Annotated in this window: 40 protein-coding genes; 3 read left to right on the forward strand and 37 right to left on the reverse strand. The window is 32.0% G+C overall.

Annotated features, from left to right (window positions below; translation table 11 throughout):
- Positions 1–60: 60 nt before the first annotated feature.
- The 33 genes from HYG84_RS17140 to HYG84_RS17295 all read right to left on the reverse strand — a co-directional run bounded on the left by HYG84_RS17140 (position 61) and on the right by HYG84_RS17295 (position 13914).
- A complete protein-coding gene (locus HYG84_RS17140; RefSeq protein ID WP_212379376.1) occupies positions 61–639 on the reverse strand; it encodes a hypothetical protein in 579 nt (192 codons plus the stop codon).
- 102 nt (positions 640–741) lie between these two features.
- On the reverse strand, positions 742–1764 hold the full coding sequence (locus HYG84_RS17145; RefSeq protein WP_212379378.1) for a DUF6731 family protein: 1023 nt from the start codon (positions 1762–1764) through the stop codon (positions 742–744).
- 92 nt (positions 1765–1856) lie between these two features.
- Positions 1857–2012, reverse strand: coding sequence for a hypothetical protein (locus HYG84_RS17150; protein ID WP_212379380.1), 156 nt, complete (start codon positions 2010–2012; stop codon positions 1857–1859).
- 12 nt (positions 2013–2024) lie between these two features.
- On the reverse strand, positions 2025–2159 hold the full coding sequence (locus HYG84_RS20545; RefSeq protein ID WP_256442557.1) for a hypothetical protein: 135 nt from the start codon (positions 2157–2159) through the stop codon (positions 2025–2027).
- 259 nt (positions 2160–2418) lie between these two features.
- The gene (locus tag HYG84_RS17155; protein WP_212379382.1) at positions 2419–2871 is read right to left on the reverse strand and encodes a hypothetical protein; all 453 of its coding nucleotides are present in this window, start codon (positions 2869–2871) and stop codon (positions 2419–2421) included.
- Positions 2872–2883: 12 nt separating this feature from the next.
- Positions 2884–3057 carry a hypothetical protein gene (locus HYG84_RS17160; protein WP_212379384.1) on the reverse strand — a complete coding sequence of 58 codons (174 nt, stop codon included), beginning with the start codon at positions 3055–3057 and terminating at the stop codon, positions 2884–2886.
- Entirely contained in the window at positions 3054–3242 is a 189-nt protein-coding gene (locus HYG84_RS17165) for a hypothetical protein (RefSeq protein ID WP_212379386.1), read from the reverse strand. The genes HYG84_RS17160 and HYG84_RS17165 overlap by 4 nt, the downstream gene beginning before the upstream one ends.
- Positions 3243–3244: 2 nt before the next feature.
- Positions 3245–3949, reverse strand: coding sequence for a putative HNHc nuclease (locus tag HYG84_RS17170; RefSeq protein ID WP_212379388.1), 705 nt, complete (start codon positions 3947–3949; stop codon positions 3245–3247).
- Positions 3950–4249: a hypothetical protein gene (locus tag HYG84_RS17175; RefSeq protein ID WP_212379390.1), complete on the reverse strand. Its 300-nt coding sequence runs from the start codon at positions 4247–4249 to the stop codon at positions 3950–3952.
- A 457-nt stretch (positions 4250–4706) separates the two neighbouring features.
- A complete protein-coding gene (locus HYG84_RS17180; RefSeq protein WP_212379392.1) occupies positions 4707–5072 on the reverse strand; it encodes a RusA family crossover junction endodeoxyribonuclease in 366 nt (121 codons plus the stop codon).
- Between the two features lie 80 nt (positions 5073–5152).
- Positions 5153–5971, reverse strand: coding sequence for a DNA-methyltransferase (locus HYG84_RS17185; protein ID WP_212379394.1), 819 nt, complete (start codon positions 5969–5971; stop codon positions 5153–5155).
- Positions 5972–6136: 165 nt separating this feature from the next.
- The gene (locus HYG84_RS17190; RefSeq protein WP_212379396.1) at positions 6137–6274 is read right to left on the reverse strand and encodes a hypothetical protein; all 138 of its coding nucleotides are present in this window, start codon (positions 6272–6274) and stop codon (positions 6137–6139) included.
- Positions 6275–6285: 11 nt separating this feature from the next.
- A complete protein-coding gene (locus HYG84_RS17195) occupies positions 6286–6819 on the reverse strand; it encodes a dUTP diphosphatase (RefSeq protein ID WP_212379398.1) in 534 nt (177 codons plus the stop codon).
- Complete coding sequence (locus tag HYG84_RS17200; RefSeq protein ID WP_212379401.1) at positions 6819–7085, reverse strand: nucleotide modification associated domain-containing protein; 267 nt, start codon at positions 7083–7085, stop codon at positions 6819–6821. Before HYG84_RS17200 ends, HYG84_RS17195 begins: the two co-directional genes overlap by 1 nt.
- Complete coding sequence (locus HYG84_RS17205; protein WP_212379403.1) at positions 7082–7276, reverse strand: hypothetical protein; 195 nt, start codon at positions 7274–7276, stop codon at positions 7082–7084. Before HYG84_RS17205 ends, HYG84_RS17200 begins: the two co-directional genes overlap by 4 nt.
- A 2-nt stretch (positions 7277–7278) precedes the next feature.
- Positions 7279–7437 carry a hypothetical protein gene (locus HYG84_RS17210; protein ID WP_212379405.1) on the reverse strand — a complete coding sequence of 53 codons (159 nt, stop codon included), beginning with the start codon at positions 7435–7437 and terminating at the stop codon, positions 7279–7281.
- A gap of 42 nt (positions 7438–7479) precedes the next feature.
- Entirely contained in the window at positions 7480–7629 is a 150-nt protein-coding gene (locus HYG84_RS17215; RefSeq protein ID WP_212379407.1) for a hypothetical protein, read from the reverse strand.
- A 56-nt stretch (positions 7630–7685) separates the two neighbouring features.
- The gene (locus tag HYG84_RS17220; RefSeq protein ID WP_212379409.1) at positions 7686–7895 is read right to left on the reverse strand and encodes a hypothetical protein; all 210 of its coding nucleotides are present in this window, start codon (positions 7893–7895) and stop codon (positions 7686–7688) included.
- 28 nt (positions 7896–7923) lie between these two features.
- Positions 7924–8073, reverse strand: coding sequence for a hypothetical protein (locus HYG84_RS17225; RefSeq protein WP_212379412.1), 150 nt, complete (start codon positions 8071–8073; stop codon positions 7924–7926).
- A 176-nt stretch (positions 8074–8249) separates the two neighbouring features.
- Positions 8250–8642: a single-stranded DNA-binding protein gene (locus tag HYG84_RS17230; protein WP_212379414.1), complete on the reverse strand. Its 393-nt coding sequence runs from the start codon at positions 8640–8642 to the stop codon at positions 8250–8252.
- The gene (locus tag HYG84_RS17235; RefSeq protein ID WP_212379416.1) at positions 8635–8799 is read right to left on the reverse strand and encodes a hypothetical protein; all 165 of its coding nucleotides are present in this window, start codon (positions 8797–8799) and stop codon (positions 8635–8637) included. Before HYG84_RS17235 ends, HYG84_RS17230 begins: the two co-directional genes overlap by 8 nt.
- Positions 8800–8968: 169 nt before the next feature.
- Positions 8969–9295, reverse strand: a complete 327-nt coding sequence (locus tag HYG84_RS17240; protein WP_212379418.1) for a hypothetical protein — start codon at positions 9293–9295, stop codon at positions 8969–8971.
- Entirely contained in the window at positions 9295–10188 is an 894-nt protein-coding gene (locus HYG84_RS17245; protein WP_212379420.1) for a replication protein, read from the reverse strand. Before HYG84_RS17245 ends, HYG84_RS17240 begins: the two co-directional genes overlap by 1 nt.
- 41 nt (positions 10189–10229) lie before the next feature.
- Positions 10230–10826 carry an ERF family protein gene (locus HYG84_RS17250; RefSeq protein ID WP_212379422.1) on the reverse strand — a complete coding sequence of 199 codons (597 nt, stop codon included), beginning with the start codon at positions 10824–10826 and terminating at the stop codon, positions 10230–10232.
- Positions 10826–10978 carry a hypothetical protein gene (locus tag HYG84_RS17255; protein ID WP_212379424.1) on the reverse strand — a complete coding sequence of 51 codons (153 nt, stop codon included), beginning with the start codon at positions 10976–10978 and terminating at the stop codon, positions 10826–10828. Before HYG84_RS17255 ends, HYG84_RS17250 begins: the two co-directional genes overlap by 1 nt.
- Positions 10978–11517 carry a host-nuclease inhibitor Gam family protein gene (locus tag HYG84_RS17260; protein WP_212379426.1) on the reverse strand — a complete coding sequence of 180 codons (540 nt, stop codon included), beginning with the start codon at positions 11515–11517 and terminating at the stop codon, positions 10978–10980. Before HYG84_RS17260 ends, HYG84_RS17255 begins: the two co-directional genes overlap by 1 nt.
- The gene (locus tag HYG84_RS17265; RefSeq protein ID WP_212379428.1) at positions 11510–11656 is read right to left on the reverse strand and encodes a hypothetical protein; all 147 of its coding nucleotides are present in this window, start codon (positions 11654–11656) and stop codon (positions 11510–11512) included. The genes HYG84_RS17260 and HYG84_RS17265 overlap by 8 nt, the downstream gene beginning before the upstream one ends.
- Before the next feature lie 11 nt (positions 11657–11667).
- Positions 11668–12036, reverse strand: coding sequence for a hypothetical protein (locus HYG84_RS17270; RefSeq protein WP_212379430.1), 369 nt, complete (start codon positions 12034–12036; stop codon positions 11668–11670).
- Between the two features lie 14 nt (positions 12037–12050).
- Positions 12051–12311, reverse strand: coding sequence for a hypothetical protein (locus HYG84_RS17275; RefSeq protein WP_212379432.1), 261 nt, complete (start codon positions 12309–12311; stop codon positions 12051–12053).
- Positions 12312–12474: 163 nt separating this feature from the next.
- Positions 12475–12639: a hypothetical protein gene (locus tag HYG84_RS17280; RefSeq protein WP_212379434.1), complete on the reverse strand. Its 165-nt coding sequence runs from the start codon at positions 12637–12639 to the stop codon at positions 12475–12477.
- Between the two features lie 15 nt (positions 12640–12654).
- Entirely contained in the window at positions 12655–13413 is a 759-nt protein-coding gene (locus tag HYG84_RS17285) for a Rha family transcriptional regulator (RefSeq protein ID WP_212379436.1), read from the reverse strand.
- Positions 13414–13443: 30 nt separating this feature from the next.
- Positions 13444–13632: a hypothetical protein gene (locus HYG84_RS17290; RefSeq protein ID WP_212379437.1), complete on the reverse strand. Its 189-nt coding sequence runs from the start codon at positions 13630–13632 to the stop codon at positions 13444–13446.
- Positions 13633–13692: 60 nt separating this feature from the next.
- Positions 13693–13914 (reverse strand): helix-turn-helix domain-containing protein, encoded by a 222-nt coding sequence (locus HYG84_RS17295; protein WP_212382377.1) that lies wholly within the window; start codon positions 13912–13914, stop codon positions 13693–13695.
- A 227-nt stretch (positions 13915–14141) separates the two neighbouring features.
- Here HYG84_RS17295 and HYG84_RS17300 point away from each other — a divergent pair, with 227 nt between their 5' ends.
- Genes HYG84_RS17300 through HYG84_RS17310 form a run of 3 tightly spaced genes read left to right on the forward strand, consistent with a single transcriptional unit; the run spans position 14142 to position 16632 of the window.
- Positions 14142–14504: a helix-turn-helix domain-containing protein gene (locus tag HYG84_RS17300; RefSeq protein ID WP_212379439.1), complete on the forward strand. Its 363-nt coding sequence runs from the start codon at positions 14142–14144 to the stop codon at positions 14502–14504.
- Positions 14505–14532: 28 nt separating this feature from the next.
- Positions 14533–14994, forward strand: coding sequence for an ImmA/IrrE family metallo-endopeptidase (locus HYG84_RS17305; protein ID WP_212379442.1), 462 nt, complete (start codon positions 14533–14535; stop codon positions 14992–14994).
- A gap of 48 nt (positions 14995–15042) precedes the next feature.
- Positions 15043–16632, forward strand: a complete 1590-nt coding sequence (locus HYG84_RS17310; protein WP_212379444.1) for a recombinase family protein — start codon at positions 15043–15045, stop codon at positions 16630–16632.
- Between the two features lie 33 nt (positions 16633–16665).
- Here the strand turns inward: HYG84_RS17310 and HYG84_RS17315 are convergent, their stop codons facing one another.
- The 4 genes from HYG84_RS17315 to HYG84_RS17330 form a co-directional block, all read right to left on the reverse strand.
- Positions 16666–16863 carry a manganese catalase family protein gene (locus HYG84_RS17315; protein WP_330655521.1) on the reverse strand — a complete coding sequence of 66 codons (198 nt, stop codon included), beginning with the start codon at positions 16861–16863 and terminating at the stop codon, positions 16666–16668.
- Positions 16864–16892: 29 nt separating this feature from the next.
- Positions 16893–17141, reverse strand: a complete 249-nt coding sequence (locus HYG84_RS17320) for a spore coat protein CotJB (RefSeq protein WP_212379446.1) — start codon at positions 17139–17141, stop codon at positions 16893–16895.
- Entirely contained in the window at positions 17141–17296 is a 156-nt protein-coding gene (locus HYG84_RS20775) for a spore coat associated protein CotJA (RefSeq protein ID WP_249168770.1), read from the reverse strand. Before HYG84_RS20775 ends, HYG84_RS17320 begins: the two co-directional genes overlap by 1 nt.
- A gap of 296 nt (positions 17297–17592) precedes the next feature.
- Positions 17593–18111 (reverse strand): peptidylprolyl isomerase, encoded by a 519-nt coding sequence (locus HYG84_RS17330; protein ID WP_212379450.1) that lies wholly within the window; start codon positions 18109–18111, stop codon positions 17593–17595.
- Between the last annotated feature and the right edge of the window lie 78 nt (positions 18112–18189).

Below are 18189 nucleotides of genomic sequence, written 5' to 3' on the forward strand. Positions count from 1 at the left end.
ATCTCAAATGTTATTTTGCTTAACACTTGAGATGCACTTAAGTTGCCTTACTATTTATTTTTATATTTTTTCACAATTTTTTCTTTGTATATCCATAGCTTCCTTCATCTCATTAAAATACTCAGTATTTGATTTAGTATTTTCAACTTGTAAATCATCCTTTATTTGCCTTAAAAGTTTTATTGTTTCATCTTGATACTTTTTCTGTTTCTCTACTGCACTAGATGCATCACTAATGTTAACATCATACATTTTAAGTACAATTGCTGAAAAACGTATAAATTCCATAATGACAGATATAAATACACTTATGTAAATGAACACAAAAAACTCCCATTTCATTACATCATAAAAAATAGTTATTATAAAAAAAATAAATGTTACAATTAAAAATTTCTTTGCATATTTAATGAAATTTTCACAAAGGTTTTTATCCGAAATTTCAACAACCGCTTGTGAATAACTTGATCCAAATACAGACATAATCGTTACATTAAATCCAATTAAAACAACAGATATTGTTGTCAACATTTCTACCCTTGCATCAGTCAATATATCTGCATTAAGAAAGCTAAATATACAATTATAAGTCTCCATAAATATTGTATATTTCAAAGACAATAATTTTAAAATAATCATTATAATGAAAAATATAATCGCGGTGTATTGTAACTTTTCCTCAATTACACAGTTAATACATTTATTAAGTGAATTGCTATTCTTTCTCTTCATACTTATCACCTATTTTTCTACCGACTTCAAAATAACTCTACTCTCTTTATTAGGTTCTTTTTGCAACTTAGGAAAATCAGCTGTTACCATATCGATTATAAATTCCTCATAAGATTTTGACAACGTACCCTCATAACCTTCATACATTCCAATAATCGTTGATCCCACATATTCAGAATCAGGATTAATATTTTCGTCTTTTTCAAGTATTTTATCTTTAAATTGCTTGCCAATATATTTTAAGTCTATTGTGTCTAATTTATCTGTTTTAGCATCTCTATACCTCACTTTAACACTCTCAATGTAATTGCTATCCAGATTTAAAACCTTTGTCAGATGTTTAACAGTTTCCAAATTCATTGTTCCTGTTTTGTTTTGCCCCAAATTAAACTCTAATTTTAATGTATTTGCATCTAATGAAGTATTTCCCGCTCTAAAATTACTTAATACATCTAAAATTAATTTGCTGTTATTATCATCTACTTTAACTCCTCTTGCAATTATATTTTCACTATATTTGTCTAGTTTTAATTTAATCTCTAACTGTCTTATTTGCATTGATTCTTCTATATTTTCTATGCCTTTTTTAGATATGACTGGTATGAGTTTTACAGCCCATTCAATTCCTTCTATTCTATGTATAAATGATGTGAAATATTCCTCGATGTTTTTAGGCTTAAGTCCATTTTGATTATAATCTAAAACAGCAGTCCTATATTTTTGATCGTAAACCATAGTAACAAGTTCTACAACATCTAAGTCTTTTTGTATTTCTCTTAAATCAGATGTAGTTACCTTTCCTAAAAATGGTTTATAGTCTGTTCTAAATTTCCCTATAGGTATAATTCTTTTTTCTTTATGGAGTTCACTTAGATGCAGTGGAAATAGTGCAGAAATATTTCCACTTAAGTTTCTAACTCTGCATTCCCAAGGAAAACATGCAATTTGATCAATAAATTTTAAAAAGTCTAAATCAGTTTTTTCTCCATTTTTAAATATTGCAACGTTAAAAAAGTTAATAGTTTTGCTCATTTCAATTTAGCTCCCTTTTATTATTTTCCTAGTTGTTAAATTCGACAAAAGGAGTCTAAATCCTATAATAATCGTTCGCAAGTTTCGACAAATTATTTAATGCACCTTAAGAACATGCAAGTATACTTTGTTCCTGTCCACCTACTCCACTCACATCTATGACACTTACAACTTTCTATTTCATCCTGTCTTTTCTTTTCTCTTTCTAACTCTTTTCTATAGAGTATATCAATGTATTTTTCTTTCATAATATCACCTAATTAAAATATCATATAGAAATCATCCCAATCCTTAACTTCTGTGATCTCAACATCGTCATATACAACTGACACATACCTTATTTCCTTCTCTTGATCTAGCTTAGAAAGTAATTCGATTAATTCTTTTACCGACATATAATCACCTCATTTTTGGTAATAAAAAACCCCACTGAGCGAGTCCCAGCGAGGTTAAATAAAGGGGAGGAAACATTTTCTACCTAAGTTATAATTTTCTATAATGCTATTATACTAGGTTTGACTTACATTTTAGTTACTTTTTGATGTCTTTTTGATTACTTTTCATCAAGTTTATCTAAAGTAAAAACCCCAGCGACCTCAGTCGGTAGGGTTTCTTGAAAGGAGAACACTTATGTATATTCTTTCTATACTATCATTATATAACGTCTTTTTTATCTTGTCTTACTACATCTTTACTATGTTTGCTGATGGTATTTGATACATGAGAATAGCTATATCCTAATTCATCCGCTATTTTTTGATTATCTTTTCCGTCAACAAATCTCATATATAGTATTTTATGATCTACCCCTTCTAACTTTTTAAGCATTCCCTCTATTTGCTCCTTACAAGCATTTTTTTCTTTTACAGTATCCTCTAATACTTCTAATGTATTTTCAGCTCTCTTTAACCTGTCTATGAGTCTGTCTAATGGAATATGAACTACGCTTCCCGAAGGCTCTTTTGAATAATCTATCCCAGTAATCCCTTTAGGTCCTGTATGCATTAGTTTATAAATATTTTCAATTTCTTTTTTTATATTTTCAATTCTATATTCAAACCCCTCAATTTCAGTACATAATTCAATGTAACTTTGTGTTAATTTCAATTCATCGCCCCCTTAATCTTCTTTAACTTGCTCTAGTTTCATCTTTCTAAATGTAGTTATAATTTCATCTAGTCCGTATATATCTGCTAATCTATTTAATTCTTTTTCTAAATTCTCTATCATTTCTTGTCTATATGTGCCTGGTTCTATGCCCATAACACTCCAATATACTCTGTGGCGATTCATATTTGCCTCTCCTGGTCTTCGCCATACTCTACTAAATGTTTTCTAACTAAAGTTTTAATAATAGGTCGCGCAAAATCCGAATAGCTATCTCCTGCTTTTCTTACACATTGATCTATAACTTCTTGAAGTAACATATCCTTTTCAAATTGTGATAAATGTTTTATAGTTAAATTGCCGTATTTCATATTTAACCCTCCTGGTCTTCGTGGTTTTCTAATTCATCTACTTTATAACCCAATTCTTTTAAAGTTTCATCATCTACCTGTATTCCGTAGACATGGTATTTTTCAAAGAAACTCTTATCCCCAATTACATGTATTTCATCATGAAGTTTTCTCGATACAGGTAAGAAATACTTACCACTATGACTAATTTTATGTCTATTTCTTCCCATTCCAACTTTACTACCTGTACAGTGGTGTAAATCTGCTAGTTTTCCTGTGCTGAAACATTTGCGATATTTAATACACATGTAAAGGTAGTTGCTTATATCATCTGTCCGATCTAACCCACTATCAGCTAATGGAATGTCCCATTGAAATGCAAATTCGATTAAGTAGTTTATGAATAACCTTGCTGTTGTTACACTACAGTTGGATAAGGAGAAATAATCTTCTCCACTATCCGCTATGTAGTAATACTTCATGATTTCCTTTAATTCTTCCGGTAGATGCCCAGTATGTAGGCTTATATCCTTAATTGTTGCATATATCTTCTTCCTTTGGTCAGCCGATATGGTTCTACCATCATCTAACCGCAATTCAGCTTGTACTATTCCGTTCTTGCTAAATCGTTTTATATAGTCCCCTAACTCTTTCTTAGGTATAATAACCCTTAATTCTGTTCCTCTTTCAGTGTGTTTATATGCCTTAATCTCTGCGTATTCATGCAACTATAACACCTCTTTAACTGCTTCCCATAGTGCATCACATAATTCTGGTTTTGCTACATGAAACTGATGATATAATGTAATTTTTTCTTTCTCATATAAAACTACATGCCATGAATTGTTTTTGTCTTGTTCTAGCGTAATCCAATATTTGTGTTGTAAAACCCCTATCATTCTTCCAATATTAACATCATATTCACTTACGTAAATTTTTTTTTCCGGAAGACCCATTAAATTAAATAATTTGTCTAAATGTTCATCAGTTAATGAGTCAAATTCTTCAAACGTAATATGCTGTTTCATCTAATCCTCCCTTTCCTCTCTCAGATCACACTTATTAGGTGGAAAACTAGGAAGTATAATTTTATCTTTTATTTTGCAAAACGTTAAATTGTTCTTAGGTGATATAAGATGTTTGCAATCATTGCATGGTGGTTCTTGTGATTTAGCCTTAAGTATTTTCTCTAGTAAACTCACCTATCCCACCCTTTCTATTTAACAATTTCATGCAGTAGCCAAAATGGATATGTTATTAGCTTAATTACTAAAAACAAAACGTTTGATGGTGCTAACAAGATTAAAAGTAGCCACATTTTTATAATCCGTTTTAACTTGTAATATCTTACCTTGTGCTTAAATAAATAGTGATATTGCACTTTTAAATCAAATATCAATTCATCTATTATGAAGAATCCGTATTTATGTTTTATTGTTTTGTTGCAGATGCCACATTGCCTTGATGATGTTTGTGTGTATCTCATTATCCCACCCTTTCTATTTCAATTTCAGTTCTTGGATTACTTCTATCATAGTCACCTTTAAGAATAAGCTCTATATTACTAAAACTATCGTCTACTAATATCCCAGACCTTACTAATCCATCTAGTATGAATTTACCGCTATAGTTGTCGGGATCTCGTCTGTGCTTAGTAGGAAAATAATATGTTATTTTGACTACTGCTTTCTTATATGCGTTGTCAATCTTTTCTTTTTTAACTAACCATCCTATCGTGTCTGCCCAATGTTTCTTTATATTCTGATATTCAAAAGCCTGTGTCCTGGTGCTACCTCTGCCCATATACTTGTTATTACTTGGAGGTATGTCTGGTATAACTAATTTAATCATTGTCCCCCTCCTTGCAAATTTCATAAATCTATATTAATTTCCGTATAATTTGTTATAATTTCAATGAGTCATGTTGTAATTTAAATTATAGATAGCTGTTCGAATTCATCCTCATTTTCTATTAGCATTTGTTCTGTTGCTTTTCTAAAAAAATCTTTAGATATTTCAAATCCATAGCTGCTTCTATTTAGCTCCTTGCAAGCCCTTAATGTGGTTCCACTACCTGCTACTGGATCTATTACAACATCACCTTCATCGGTAAAAATTTCAATAAGTTGTTTTAATACAGTTATTGGCTTCTGTGTTGGATGTATTTTGGGATAAGATTTAGAATTATCTCTTTTCCATTCAAACCAATTAAAAATCATTTTCCCTTTTTGTGTGTCTGTTCGGCCGTTATTGAACTTAGGGAGTTTATCTCTGTATAAAACAACTGCATGTTCCGTTGCCCCGACTATTTTCATATTCGCTTTTAATACTTGTGCTGAATAATTTTTAATAAAAAATAATGGATAACTTTTTTTAAAACCATGCTTTTTGCCATATTCAATAACTGTAGGAATTTGTTCAAATGAACAAAATACAATCATAGCTGGAGCTTTCCCTTTTTCTTTCGGCTCTTTTTTTAATAATTTATTACAGAAATGGAAGTATTCAGCTATATTAAAATTATGATCAGTATTGAAAAATGCTTTTCCTGCTTTCTTACTTTCTCCGTTTTTGTTGTTCCCACCTATATACCATTCAGGGTTTGAAGCGTAAGCATTAACTCCTAGGTTATACGGTATATCTGCTATTACTAGTTGTGCCTTTGGTATCCCATATCTTTTGTAATTTTGAAAATTATCATTGTATAATTCTGTGTATAATTCTGTTTTTATTTTTTTATTATTTTTCAATTTATTTTCCTCCACGTCTGGAGGTGCAGCTGCACTTTTATCTAGAATTACTCCGTTTTTATATATTTAAATTTCATTTTGAATGCTATAATTTAATTGTGTGTGCTTGTGGAGAAGTCTCCTCGGTCGCCAAACTAAAGTGACTTCCCCTTGCACATGCCCTTATTACTTTTTCTGTCTAAAATACTCGCAATAACTATCTAACTTAGTTTCTTTTTCTTCTATAATGCACATGTGTATAGTGCCTATTAGAGATTCTTGTTCATATCTCAATTTACAAAATTTACAGCTTCTATCTTGCATTTGTATACCTCCTAATATCCATTCTCCTGTCTATCGTGGTTGATCTTATTTTTATCCATATAGGCTTGTACAATATTTTTTTCTGTAAATCCTAATAGTTGCCCTAATCCTAAAAATGTTTCAACTAGCTGTATGTATATAATGCATTTAATAGTGTAGTCTAATTCGCTTTCTAACTCTGTTGCATATCTAAAAACTTTATTGAATTGTTTAGTTATGTCTGTACTATATATATTAGTTTTGTATTCGTCTTGCACTCTCCAATTCATACCATAATCAAGTCCTATGCTCAGTATAAAATGCAAACAATCAACGTATTCTTCTAAGAGTGGATTACCAGCCAATTGATTTGGATGATTATTGTCCCTTGGTATCTGATCTTCACTCCAAAATTTAAATCCTCTCCACTCGTTAGCCAATTCTCCGAGTTCCACCTGTAAAGCTAATATCTTTTTATGTATCAAAATATGAACTGTAAGTCCTTTTTCTTCTATTATGCAAATATCTAACTTACTTTGTTTTTTAAACAGTTCTTTGAGTTTCATTATTCCGCCTCTCTTTCTATAAGTTCTAAAATCGCATAATTCGCAAGGTCTAAAAGTGTATCGTTTATGCTCTCATCAACTTGTGGTTCGTAGTCTATTTCATACAACCTTTTTAATCGTTCTAACTTGTCCATTAGTCGAATTAAAATAGCCTTAGGATACTCTTGTCTAACCTTTGAAAAACTATCTCCGTAATCGGCATTTTTAGCCTTATAAGTATCATGTAATGTATTGCATATTTCTTTATGAATTTCTACTTTGTTCATCCTTTCAACACCCTCCTTGCGTCTCTTAGTCCTTCAAATCCCATTCGCTTTAGTTCTTTCAATATAATCGGGTGACTGCACTTGAATTCTATCTCTAACTTTGTCATGCTTGCATTTTCTTCTATTAATTTCAACATTAAGTCTTGATCTTGTTTTTCCCAAATGTATTCACCCTTTTTCCCTCTTATCATTTTTACCACCTATCCTTATAATTTTTGTGTTTCCAACCACTTTCAATCCTGCTCATTCGTTGTACTGCTTGATATGTGTACTGTCTTAATTCCCTTTCCTTCTGCCTATTCTCCTTAATCTTTTGTCTATCTTCCTCAGTTATATATCTTGCAGCAAACATATGCTTGTCCTCCTTACGCATAATTCTTGCAATGCGACATTATTATTTTTCTATTTCATTTAAATCTACACCATAAATTTCCTTAACCCAACTTTTAATAGTTTCTGAATAACAACCTAATAATCCATAGTTAAAACCATCACAACTCAAATTGTTTCTTTCTAATATTGTAAAAATGTTTTCCTTATTCATTTTAAATGCACCTTCCTTTTAAAATATAATGAATCGTACAATTTTCAAAATATGTACTAAAATATGTTACCAGATGAAGCAATAACTTTTGCTGTGCCTTCAACTGTACCCATATATGTGAGTTCCATATTTCCAACACTAACTTTATAAAGATTCATTCCGATATCCGTTACAGGTGATATAACTGCCCCAGCTTCGATTGCCTTCACGTAAAATCTTTTTACTGATCTTTCAATAAATAGCTTAGTTTCATCGGACAAATTCATTAATTTCACTCCTTCGCATAATTTTCATTTAACGTAAAGATAAGTTTTTATAATATTCTTCTCTTTTGTCTTGTTCTTCTTTTACAATTATCTTCCATGTTTCCCTTATTTCTTTCTCTGTGGTTATGCCTTTTGTTATTAAAATTCTTTCTAAAACTTTTAAATCTAAATTAGCCATTTTTAATTACCTCCATATTTTTTAATTTAAGTCGTATAATCTTCATATTGTGTCTTACTTCTTATCAGTCCGCTCTAAGTAACCATTGTTAATTCCATAAGCAACTCCACACATGCAAGCCATAAATCCTGCTGCAAATCCTATTAATTCACTTAACATATTTTCTCCCCACTTCATCAGAATGGTATATCGCTGTCCGAGTCTATAGCTGTAAAATCATCATAATTAGAATCACCTGTAGAATTATTCTCCTGCTTCTTATCCCCCCACTCTAAAAACTCCACATTGTCCGCAATCACTTCCGTAACATATCGTTTTTGTCCGTCTTGAGCTTCATAGGACCTACTTTGAAGTCTACCTTCAAGTCCTACCAATCTACCTTTTGCAAGATAGTTAGCACAGTTTTCGGCAGTTTTACCCCATACAACTACGTTGAAAAAATCTGCTTCCTTTTTTTTTGAAAAAGGTCTATTTACTGCTATACTAAATGTTGCTACTGCTTTGCCACTTGCTATATATTTAAACTCTACGTCTCTAGCAAGACGACCTATTAAAATTACTCTATTCATCTTCATCCTCCACTTCTTCTAAGTAATTTTCGTATGCTTGATCGCAACGTGTACCTTCACATAGATTCCAAGGTCCCGTGTTTACCTTCTGGGTTCCAAATTCCGTCCACGGACAATAATCGCATAATTCTTCTTCTAATTCCTCTCTTGATTTCATATCTACTCAACCCCCACTAAGATTTATTTGTATGTACTAAACTAGACCACATCAACCTAGACTTAATTGGTAACTTTAGAAACTCAAAATTTAATATTGGTCTCATTGTTTCACCCCCTCATATATTTCCATCGCTTTTTCTATAGCTTCTTTAGCACTACAATTTTGATCAAAATATATTTTTACTGCTTCTTCCGCCACTTTGATGATTTTCTTCTCCTCTTGCTTGTCCATGCCCAAATATTCCGCCCTCCCTTGACTCTATTTTGTTCTGTCTGCCTAGATGCATTATTAGTAGTGCTACTTCATCAACTGCATTTCTAATGCCATCATACTTTCTTAACTTTCGAGCCATTTCTTCAATGCTCCATCCACAAGTCCACATGAATATTGCTTGTTGAATTTGTTCCGTAGTCCAAGTTAAATCTAAGTCGTCTAAAATTATGACGTAGTCTTTTAGATTGCGCTTAATTTTATCCGTTGTGGTAGTTGCCATCAGTTCCCCTCCCTGCGTTTCTTCTGATTATTTAATATAAGTTGCTCTAATTCATCTGCCGAATACTTATCGCCCCTACTTTTAGCAAGGTGGAATTTAGTCTTAGGCTTTGGTGGTTGATTCCGTTGTTGTGGTACTACTTGTTGACTTGGACCTTTACTTTTAAAGTCACTATAGTTAATCCACTTCTGCCCTTCATCTAGCCAATCATAGTAGCCATTATTTTGAGTTAAGAATTTATCCAGTGTCATTTTGTACTTACAGAATTGATAATTTGGATCTCTAAAAGCTTCTCCGTATCTTTTAATAGCTTCTAGGATAGTATCTTGTTTATCTCTCTTTAATGCTTTATCTATAGCCTGTTTCATTTTAGAAGTAAGTTCTTTATGAGTAATAATATTTTGATTGTTATAAGTTTCAAAAACTCTTTCTTTAATATTTTCTTTATATATTTCTTTAATCTTTCTTTCTTGGTAGAAGGATTCTTCTACTGGGGTGTTGAACAACTCTTCATCTGGGGTATTGAATAACTCTTCATCTGTTGAACAATTCTTCACCTGTTGAACAATAGTTCCACACCCTACCCAAGTTTGATACTTTTTATTGATCATCAATTTTCGACTTTCTATATCGGTGTATTTCTTTGAAACCAACACTACATTAGATTCAATTAACTTATTCAATTCGCTAGATACATATCTTCGACTTACTCCAGTAGCTTTACTTATGAAAGATAGTGACAACTCATGTTCTTTACGTCCAAATCCGTAAGTATAGCGAATGATACAAAGTAAAATTTTAAGTTGGGTAGCATTAAACTTAGTACTATATATCACTTCCAATAATTCGTTTGCTATCCTAGTGTACCCATTTTCTAATTGAGGATTAGCCATTTAATCACCTTCTTTGTCCCCCTTTCGGGTAGGGCTATCGGCTAGCCCTGTTTTACATTCTTCTTCTGACAGTCCATGCACAAACCTTTTCCGTAGTATTGTTTGCTGTATGTTTCAACCGCAGGCTTTATTTCTACACCACAATCCACACAACTTCCACTATTGGCTTCTTTATTTTCTTTTTTACTAGAACTACTTTGTTTAGGTTTATCATCCGTTTTAGCAGGCTTGTCCTTTGTTTTTCCATGTGTATTCGTACTATCCGAATCCTTAGTATCATCTATGCAGAATAGTCCGTTTAAAGCGTATTTACGAGCATATGAAGATGTACTCCCTGTCACTTGACTAAGGTCCATACCTTTTTTAGTTTCGTCTTCTCTAGCATAAGAAGTTGAAGTAATCTCCTGCCCTTCTTCTGCGTCAATCAATGTCGCTGTAGCTTTTACATAGTATCTGTCACCTATTTGGGTTATTTCATCATTGATTACTAGAGTTGCTTTATGTTCTTCTAATAAAGGTTTCAAGCCTTCTAAAATATCTTCACAACTTCTATAATGGTATTTTCCGAACGAATTATATTGTCCCTTTGGTGCTTTAAGCTCTGTTTGTATCTTCAATAATTTTTCAAATATACTCACTATGCTTGTCCTCCTTTCAGGAATTCCAGTTCATCTTCCACAGGCTTAAAGTGTACTAATTCAAGGTAATTTCTAAGTGGCATAATATTAATTTGTCTTAGATCTTCTTCACTTTCAAATACTTCTAATGTTAGAGTATTAATGTATTTCATTAGTCCATCACAACCTCAAATTTATCTTCTCTTTCAATTGCCTTTACATGTTCTATAATTTCCCCTGTATGCTTGTCCACTACATTCCCAGCAACTACTGTTATATCTTTCTTTAATGTGCTCCAATCAAAACTCTCTTTAACTTTGATTAAATCTGCTCTTGTCGACCCTTTGGCCCACTTTATTAAGTTTTCTTCGTCTCTAACATACTCTAGTGGTTGCTTTCTAAATCGTACTGTACCATGTGGTAATTTAATAGATTTAGTCTCAGGGTCCTTCTCACGTTCCTTAACCATGTACTCTAGTAGTAACCCCTCGAATCTAGCTATATCATACTTACTTTTCTTGTTTTCGCTTTCTTGCCACGCTTTGATACGTTCAATTTCAGCCTCTGCTAATTGGTCAGTTTCTTCTATTTGCTCTTTTAATACCTTAATTTTTCTTAACGCCCATTCTGCCGATTGTTTGTTCTCAATCTTGTAGCCTTCTCTTTCTACAGTTTCAACCTCTTGTATTTCAGCTAATTGTAATCTATTCATCCTCATGTTCCCCTTTCAAAATTCGTATTTGTCTTTTCAAGTAACTATTTTCCTGTTCTAGCAGGTTTATATAATTAAACAGTCGTGATACTCCGTTATTAACATCTGCTTTTATCTCTTGTAACTGCCGATCAGTCATAGGACACCCCCCTAATCTATGTACCATTTGCCATAAAGGATTTCTCCTATGCTTATGCCAGCTCCATTTGTGCCTAAAATTTCATGAAATTCGTGTTTAGGTGCTTTATACAAATAAAGTCTTTGATCGACTTCGCAATAAACACTAGACTCTTTTTCTAAAGCCTTTATTGCTTCTGTAAATGTAACTGGCTGTTTTACTTCTTGCCAGTCTCTATCAATAAATATAGCTCGAACAAATTCGTTATTATCTTGTGTGTACCTAAAGGATATAACTGTGTTATTTGATTGAGCGGTAATTTCATTTGGCGTATCTTTATCACTTATAAATGTTTTATTTGGTTTTTCCTCTAATATCGCAATAACTTCACTTAATTTCATGTTTACAACCTCCCTTATATCTCTGCGAACTCTGATTCGAGTCGCTTAATCTCTGCATTGGCTAAATCTATAAAATTATTAATTAAATGTGCTCCCGCATAAGTTGTAAAATTATAGTTTTCTTCTTCAAGAAAGTCGAGCTTAAATCCATCCGTATAAACACCACGTGTTGTTTTTACTAGTTTTATTCTCTTTTTCCATCTATCAATTTCATTTAAAATACGATTTCCATCGTTAACTCTTACCTGCATATATTCCAAAGTTTTAATATCCATTGTTTACAACCTCCCAATTTGTGTTATAATACTGTTAACTTGTTTTTCTAAGCCCCTTATTCGTTGGCAGACGATAGGGCTTTTTCTATTTCTGCTAATCTTTTTAGCTGTTTTCTAAGTTCTTTTACTGCGCCTGTGTAGCGAAATAACATTACTTTCATAGTTACACCTCACTTATTTCTATAGATTCTTCCAAACATTCATCACATATTGGTGGATTTATAGGTTGTCCCATGCATCCACAATCCCGACCACTACAACAACCTTCTGGCTCATACTTTGTAAATTCTTCTACTGACTTTTCTTTTAAACAGTAATAACATTTCATCTTCGCACCTCCTTTCTAAGCTCCGTATTTAATCGCCATTTCTTTTACTACTGCTATATAAATTTCTTTAAGTCTTTTATCCTCTGCTATTACATCGACTTGCGATACTGCTTTAACTTTAGATTCGCTTGTACCTTCTCTACGCATACGATCTTGTTTATTTACAATTCGTGTTTTCAAATTAGCACCTGCTCTTTGCTCTACTAGGTTATAGACTTCTTCTCTAACACCTCTGTAGGCTTCGCCTGTGCCACCTCTTTGCTTTGCAATCTTATTAATAAGGGTATTGCATTCTTTTCTCCATGAATCGTGATCTAGCACCATTGCGTCCCTTATTCCCTGTACTTCTTGCTTAGTTTCTGTTATGGCCATTTCTATTTCTCTTTGCTTTAGCTCCATATTGATTAATAACTGTAGCTGTGGACTTAACTCCTGCATTGGTGCTTTTAATTGCTTGTCCATTTCGTGAAAACGATTAATGTATGTAGCTGTAAATATTGCTCCTTTTTGTCCTGTAAGTTTGTGTGCTATGAACTCACAACCTTTTTTAGTTATCTTGTAATTAGGTCTTTCTTCTCCTTTACTATCAACATAAGTACTACTAATAAAGAAACTTTCAACCTCCCCAACTTTGGGGTCGTTAGCATTTTTAAGGTATTGACTATAATTTTCTATATCCCTCAATAAATGATCGTGTCTTTTCCCTACCATTTCTGTTACTTCTCTACTGTCTAAAGTTGATTCTTGAATTGATACGTTTACTAAACTTTTCATTTACTTGTCCTCCTTTGTTCTATTTTTAGGCTAATTAGCCCGATTTTCTTCCTTAGCATATTTCCTCATTAAACCCTCTACAGCTATATCTTCAATTCTTTTAATGATTGCATCTATTTCAGCTTGCGTTTTATTCTTATAACATGCATTGTTAATTTTAATTTTTGTATTCCCTAACATATACTCCTCAACTATTTCACCTTCTAATGGTTCTTTCATAAGTAGCCCCCCTTTTGCTTAAATGTATGTTGCTAAAAGAATGTCCTATTACTATGTAACTTACATTTCAATTTGTTTTAATATCTTATTTACATCAAGTTCTAAACATTTAGCTAAAAGAAGTAATTTTTCTGAACTTGGTGCATATCTTCCATTTTCTAAATCAGATAGATAATTTCTAGATATATTAATTTTTTCTGCTACTTCTAATTGAGTCATTGATTTACTTTTTCTAGCTTTCTTAATGTTTGCTCCAATGATTTTTTTGTTGTCGGTTTGCATTGTATTCACGACCTCCTTTCAATAACATTGTATTAAATACACGTCATTTTGTAAAACAGTAAAAACGAGCATTAATTCAAATTACTAAGGATTATCAATATAATTCGTTAATTCACGTCATTTTGCTTTAATATACGTGAATTTCCGTCTAAAAAGTAATTGTATAACCGACATTTTATCGTTATAATATGATTATCAAAATAATTAAACAGTTCGGAGGCAATAAAATGAATATAGGATTAAGAGTTAAAGAATTAAGAAAACAACTTGGATTAACACAAGCTGAGTTTGCTAAAAAAGCAAATATATCAAGAACCTATCTATCAGATGTAGAAAATAATAGGTACAACCCAAGCATTGATACATTACAAAATATAGCTAACCATTTAGAAGTGCCTTTAAGTGATTTTTTTGATACAAGTACGGATAATGAACGAAAAACAATCGATGATATAAATAAAATAGTTGAAAAAAACAAAATAGAAACTATAGCTGCACATCTTGATGCGGAAGAATTTACTGATGCAGATTTAGAAGATATTGAAGAATTCATTAAATATGTTGCATCTAGAAAGAAAAAAAGAGAGTAATGCCTTGTGAATCAAAAGGGGGACAACTATGCGTACATATGAAGAAATGATAATAAAAGCTGATGAAGAAGGTATTGAAGTTATTGAAATGGATTTTAAAGGAAATGCAAAAGGCTACTGCTGCGATAATGTAATTAGTATTTCTAATAAGTTAACTACAAATAAAGAAAAAAAATGTACCTTGATTGAAGAAATCAGCCACCTTAAAAATAACATTGGGAATATACTAGATCAGTCTGATATTAGAAATAGAAAACAAGAAAGACTAGCTAGAACATGGGGATATGAGAAATTAGTCGGAATTATAGATTTAGTTAGTGCTTATAACAATGGTGTACGAAATAGATACGAACTATCTGAATATCTAGATGTAACAGAAGAATTTATCGATAGTGCATTAAAATATTATAAAGAAAAATACGGTCTTTTTTATGAAATAGATAACTATATAGTCTATTTTGAACCATTAGTTATAATTAAAAAATTTTAATTTTTTTTAATTATTTACTCGAACATACGTTTGAAAGAAGGTTATTATATGACAAAGGGTTATTGTATATATTTGAGAAAATCAAGAGCAGACGTTGAAGCAGAGTCTAGGGGTGAAGGTGAAACTTTAGCTCGACATGAGAATATTTTATTAGAGCTGGCCAAAAAACAAAGTCTACATATAACACAAATTTACAAAGAAGTTGTTTCTGGAGAAACCATTTCCTCTCGCCCTGTAATGCAACATTTACTTTCAGAAGTGGAACAAGATTTATGGAAAGGCGTATTAGTTGTCGAAGTAGAGCGTCTTGCTAGAGGAGACACTATAGATCAAGGTATAGTTGCACAGGCATTTAAGTATTCTAATACAAAAATAATAACTCCTATGAAAGTCTATGACCCTAATAACGAATTCGATGAGGAGTATTTTGAATTCGGACTGTTTATGTCTAGGAGAGAATATAAAACCATCAATAGGCGTTTACAACGTGGTCGACTTGAAAGTGTTAAGGAAGGCAAATATGTTGGCAACACTCCTCCATACGGCTATGTAAGAAAGAAACTTGAGAATCAAAAAGGTTACACTTTGGAGATTATTCCAGACGAAGCTAATGTTGTTAAACTAATATTTGAATTGTACACTAAAGGCGAATTACAAGAAGATGGGACACATAACAGATTAGGTGTATCTCTTATAGTTAGAAAGCTGAACGATCTTAAAATACCAACTATTAAAGGTGGCGATTGGACTCCTGCAACTATTCGAGGAATACTTAGAAATCCAGTATACATGGGAAAGATTCGTTGGAATGCACGTCCAGAAGTTAAAAAGATGGTTGATGGAAAAATGATAAAAGAAAGACCTCATGCTAAGGAAGAAGATATAGTTTTAGTTGACGGACTACATGAATCTATTATAGATGAAGAATTATTCGAATTAACACAAAAGTTTTTAAAAGAAAACCCAATGTTTCCTGTACCAAATAAACATGTTGTAAAAAATCCATTAGCCGGGATCATAACCTGTGGTATGTGTAATAGAAAAATGACTAGACGACCATATGGTGATAAATATCCAGATGCTTTAATCTGTGCTTTTACTTCTTGTAAAAATGTAAGTTCTCAACTCTCCTTAGTAGAAGAAAAATTGTTACATGCTTTGGAAAGTTGGCTTACAAATTATAAATTAAATTTAAAATCAATAAAAAATAATAAGTCAGAAAAGAATCTTGAATCAGATATTATAAATAAAAACATAGATAAATTAAATAGCGAAATTGAAACTTTACAAAAACAGTTGGATAATTTACACGACTTGCTAGAGCAAGGAATCTATACAACCAAAACATTTCTTGAAAGATCTAAAAAGATTAATGATAAAATTGAGATTGCCAAGAATGACAGAAACGCATTAGTCGATAGTTTGAATAAGAGTACTATTACAGAAAAAGAAGCAAGCATAATTATACCTAAGATAGAAAATATAATAAGGGTATATCATGAATTAGATGCAAAAGCTAAAAATATATTGTTAAAGGAAGTTTTAAATAAAGTTGTTTATATTAAAAATAAAAGTGGACGATGGCACGCTAAACCAGATGATTTCGAGCTTGAACTTTTCATAGAACTACCGAAGTAGTTCTATTTTTTATTATGTATAACATATATGTACTTATTCTTCCGTACCAATATCTGTTAGAAGACCTTTCGCTTCATTAGTAGGTATTGTATATCTTTGATTTAAATATCTTATAGCTGCAGAAAGTTCTCCATCTGGGCCTCCGTATTGAGTTAATAAATATTTAGCCATTCTTAAGTCTTTGCAATGAATTTTAACTGGATACTCTAGTTTTTTTTCATAAATCCACATATATTTCCCTCCTTAATTTCCTTTTAGCATTATTCTTCCCATGGCCATGGACTATCGAGCCATCTCCATGAACAATGATTAGGAGAGAACCCAAAATTTAAAAGTGGTCCATAGAGCATTTCATATTGCTGCTTTAACATTAATAACTGGTTGGAGTAGTTGTTATACTCCATTAATGCTCTTTGATCATAGAGATGTGTATCTAAGTACAGTTGCCACTCTATTGCAGCAAATTCTACCTCCTGAATTTGTCTTAATAATTTATGTCTATCGCCCATTATTTTTCCTCCTTCCAGGGGTCTTCATGCGGATTATACACATTAGATAACTCCGGAAATATAGTCCCCTTCATCAATGCTTCTCTTATAGGAAATGTAGTCGTAAAGGATTGATAGGGTACATAAGCATGAGCGTACAATGGGTTAATAGGCATAAATGGGACTGGATAAATCTGACATGGTCCATAGTTTCCATGTTTGTATAGATATTGATTACATCCGTTGTGACACACTTTTAATTACCTCCCTTAAATTAGCTTTATATATTAAATCACTCGTCATACCATAATATTCAATAGACCTGAATAGTGTGATTTACTTTATATATAATTACATAATATAAGCTTGTTTTCAGAGTTCTACCTGTTAGTACTTTGTAAAGACTGCGTCATTAGAATACAAAAAAACACCTAGAATGTATCAAATACCATTCTAGGTGTTTTAAAATAATCTATATTTTTTCTGGTTCTGGATAATCTACTCCAAATGTATCTACAGTTACTTCTTTCATTCTTTGGTCAACATTTGGCTTATCGCTATAGTTACGATCTACTGATACAATTTCATCTGCTACTTCTATTCCTTCAATCACCTTGCCAAAAGCAGCATATTGACCATCTAAGTGTGGAGAGTTAGCCACCATAACAAAAAACTGGGAGCCCGCCGAGTTAGGAGCCATTGTTCTTGCCATTGAAAGAACACCTTTGGTATGCTTTAAATCATTTTTAAAGCCATTTCCACTAAACTCTCCCTTTATACTATATCCTGGTCCACCAGTACCTGTTCCATTTGGATCTCCACCTTGAATCATAAATCCTGGTATTACCCTATGGAAAATAACACCATTATAGTACCCTTTGTTTATTAAGGATATAAAATTATTAACAGTATTAGGGGCTATCTCTGGATAAAGTTCTGCCTTCATTTGCTTTCCATTTTCCATTGTAATTTTAACTATTGGATTTTTCATATGTATTTCCTCTCTTTCTTATTGCTAAGTTTTCTTACTCTATACGAAAATATAAATTTTTTAATTCTTTATCTTTTC

The organism is Alkaliphilus sp. B6464 (assembly GCF_018141165.1).
Classification (GTDB): domain Bacteria; phylum Bacillota; class Clostridia; order Peptostreptococcales; family Natronincolaceae; genus Alkaliphilus_B.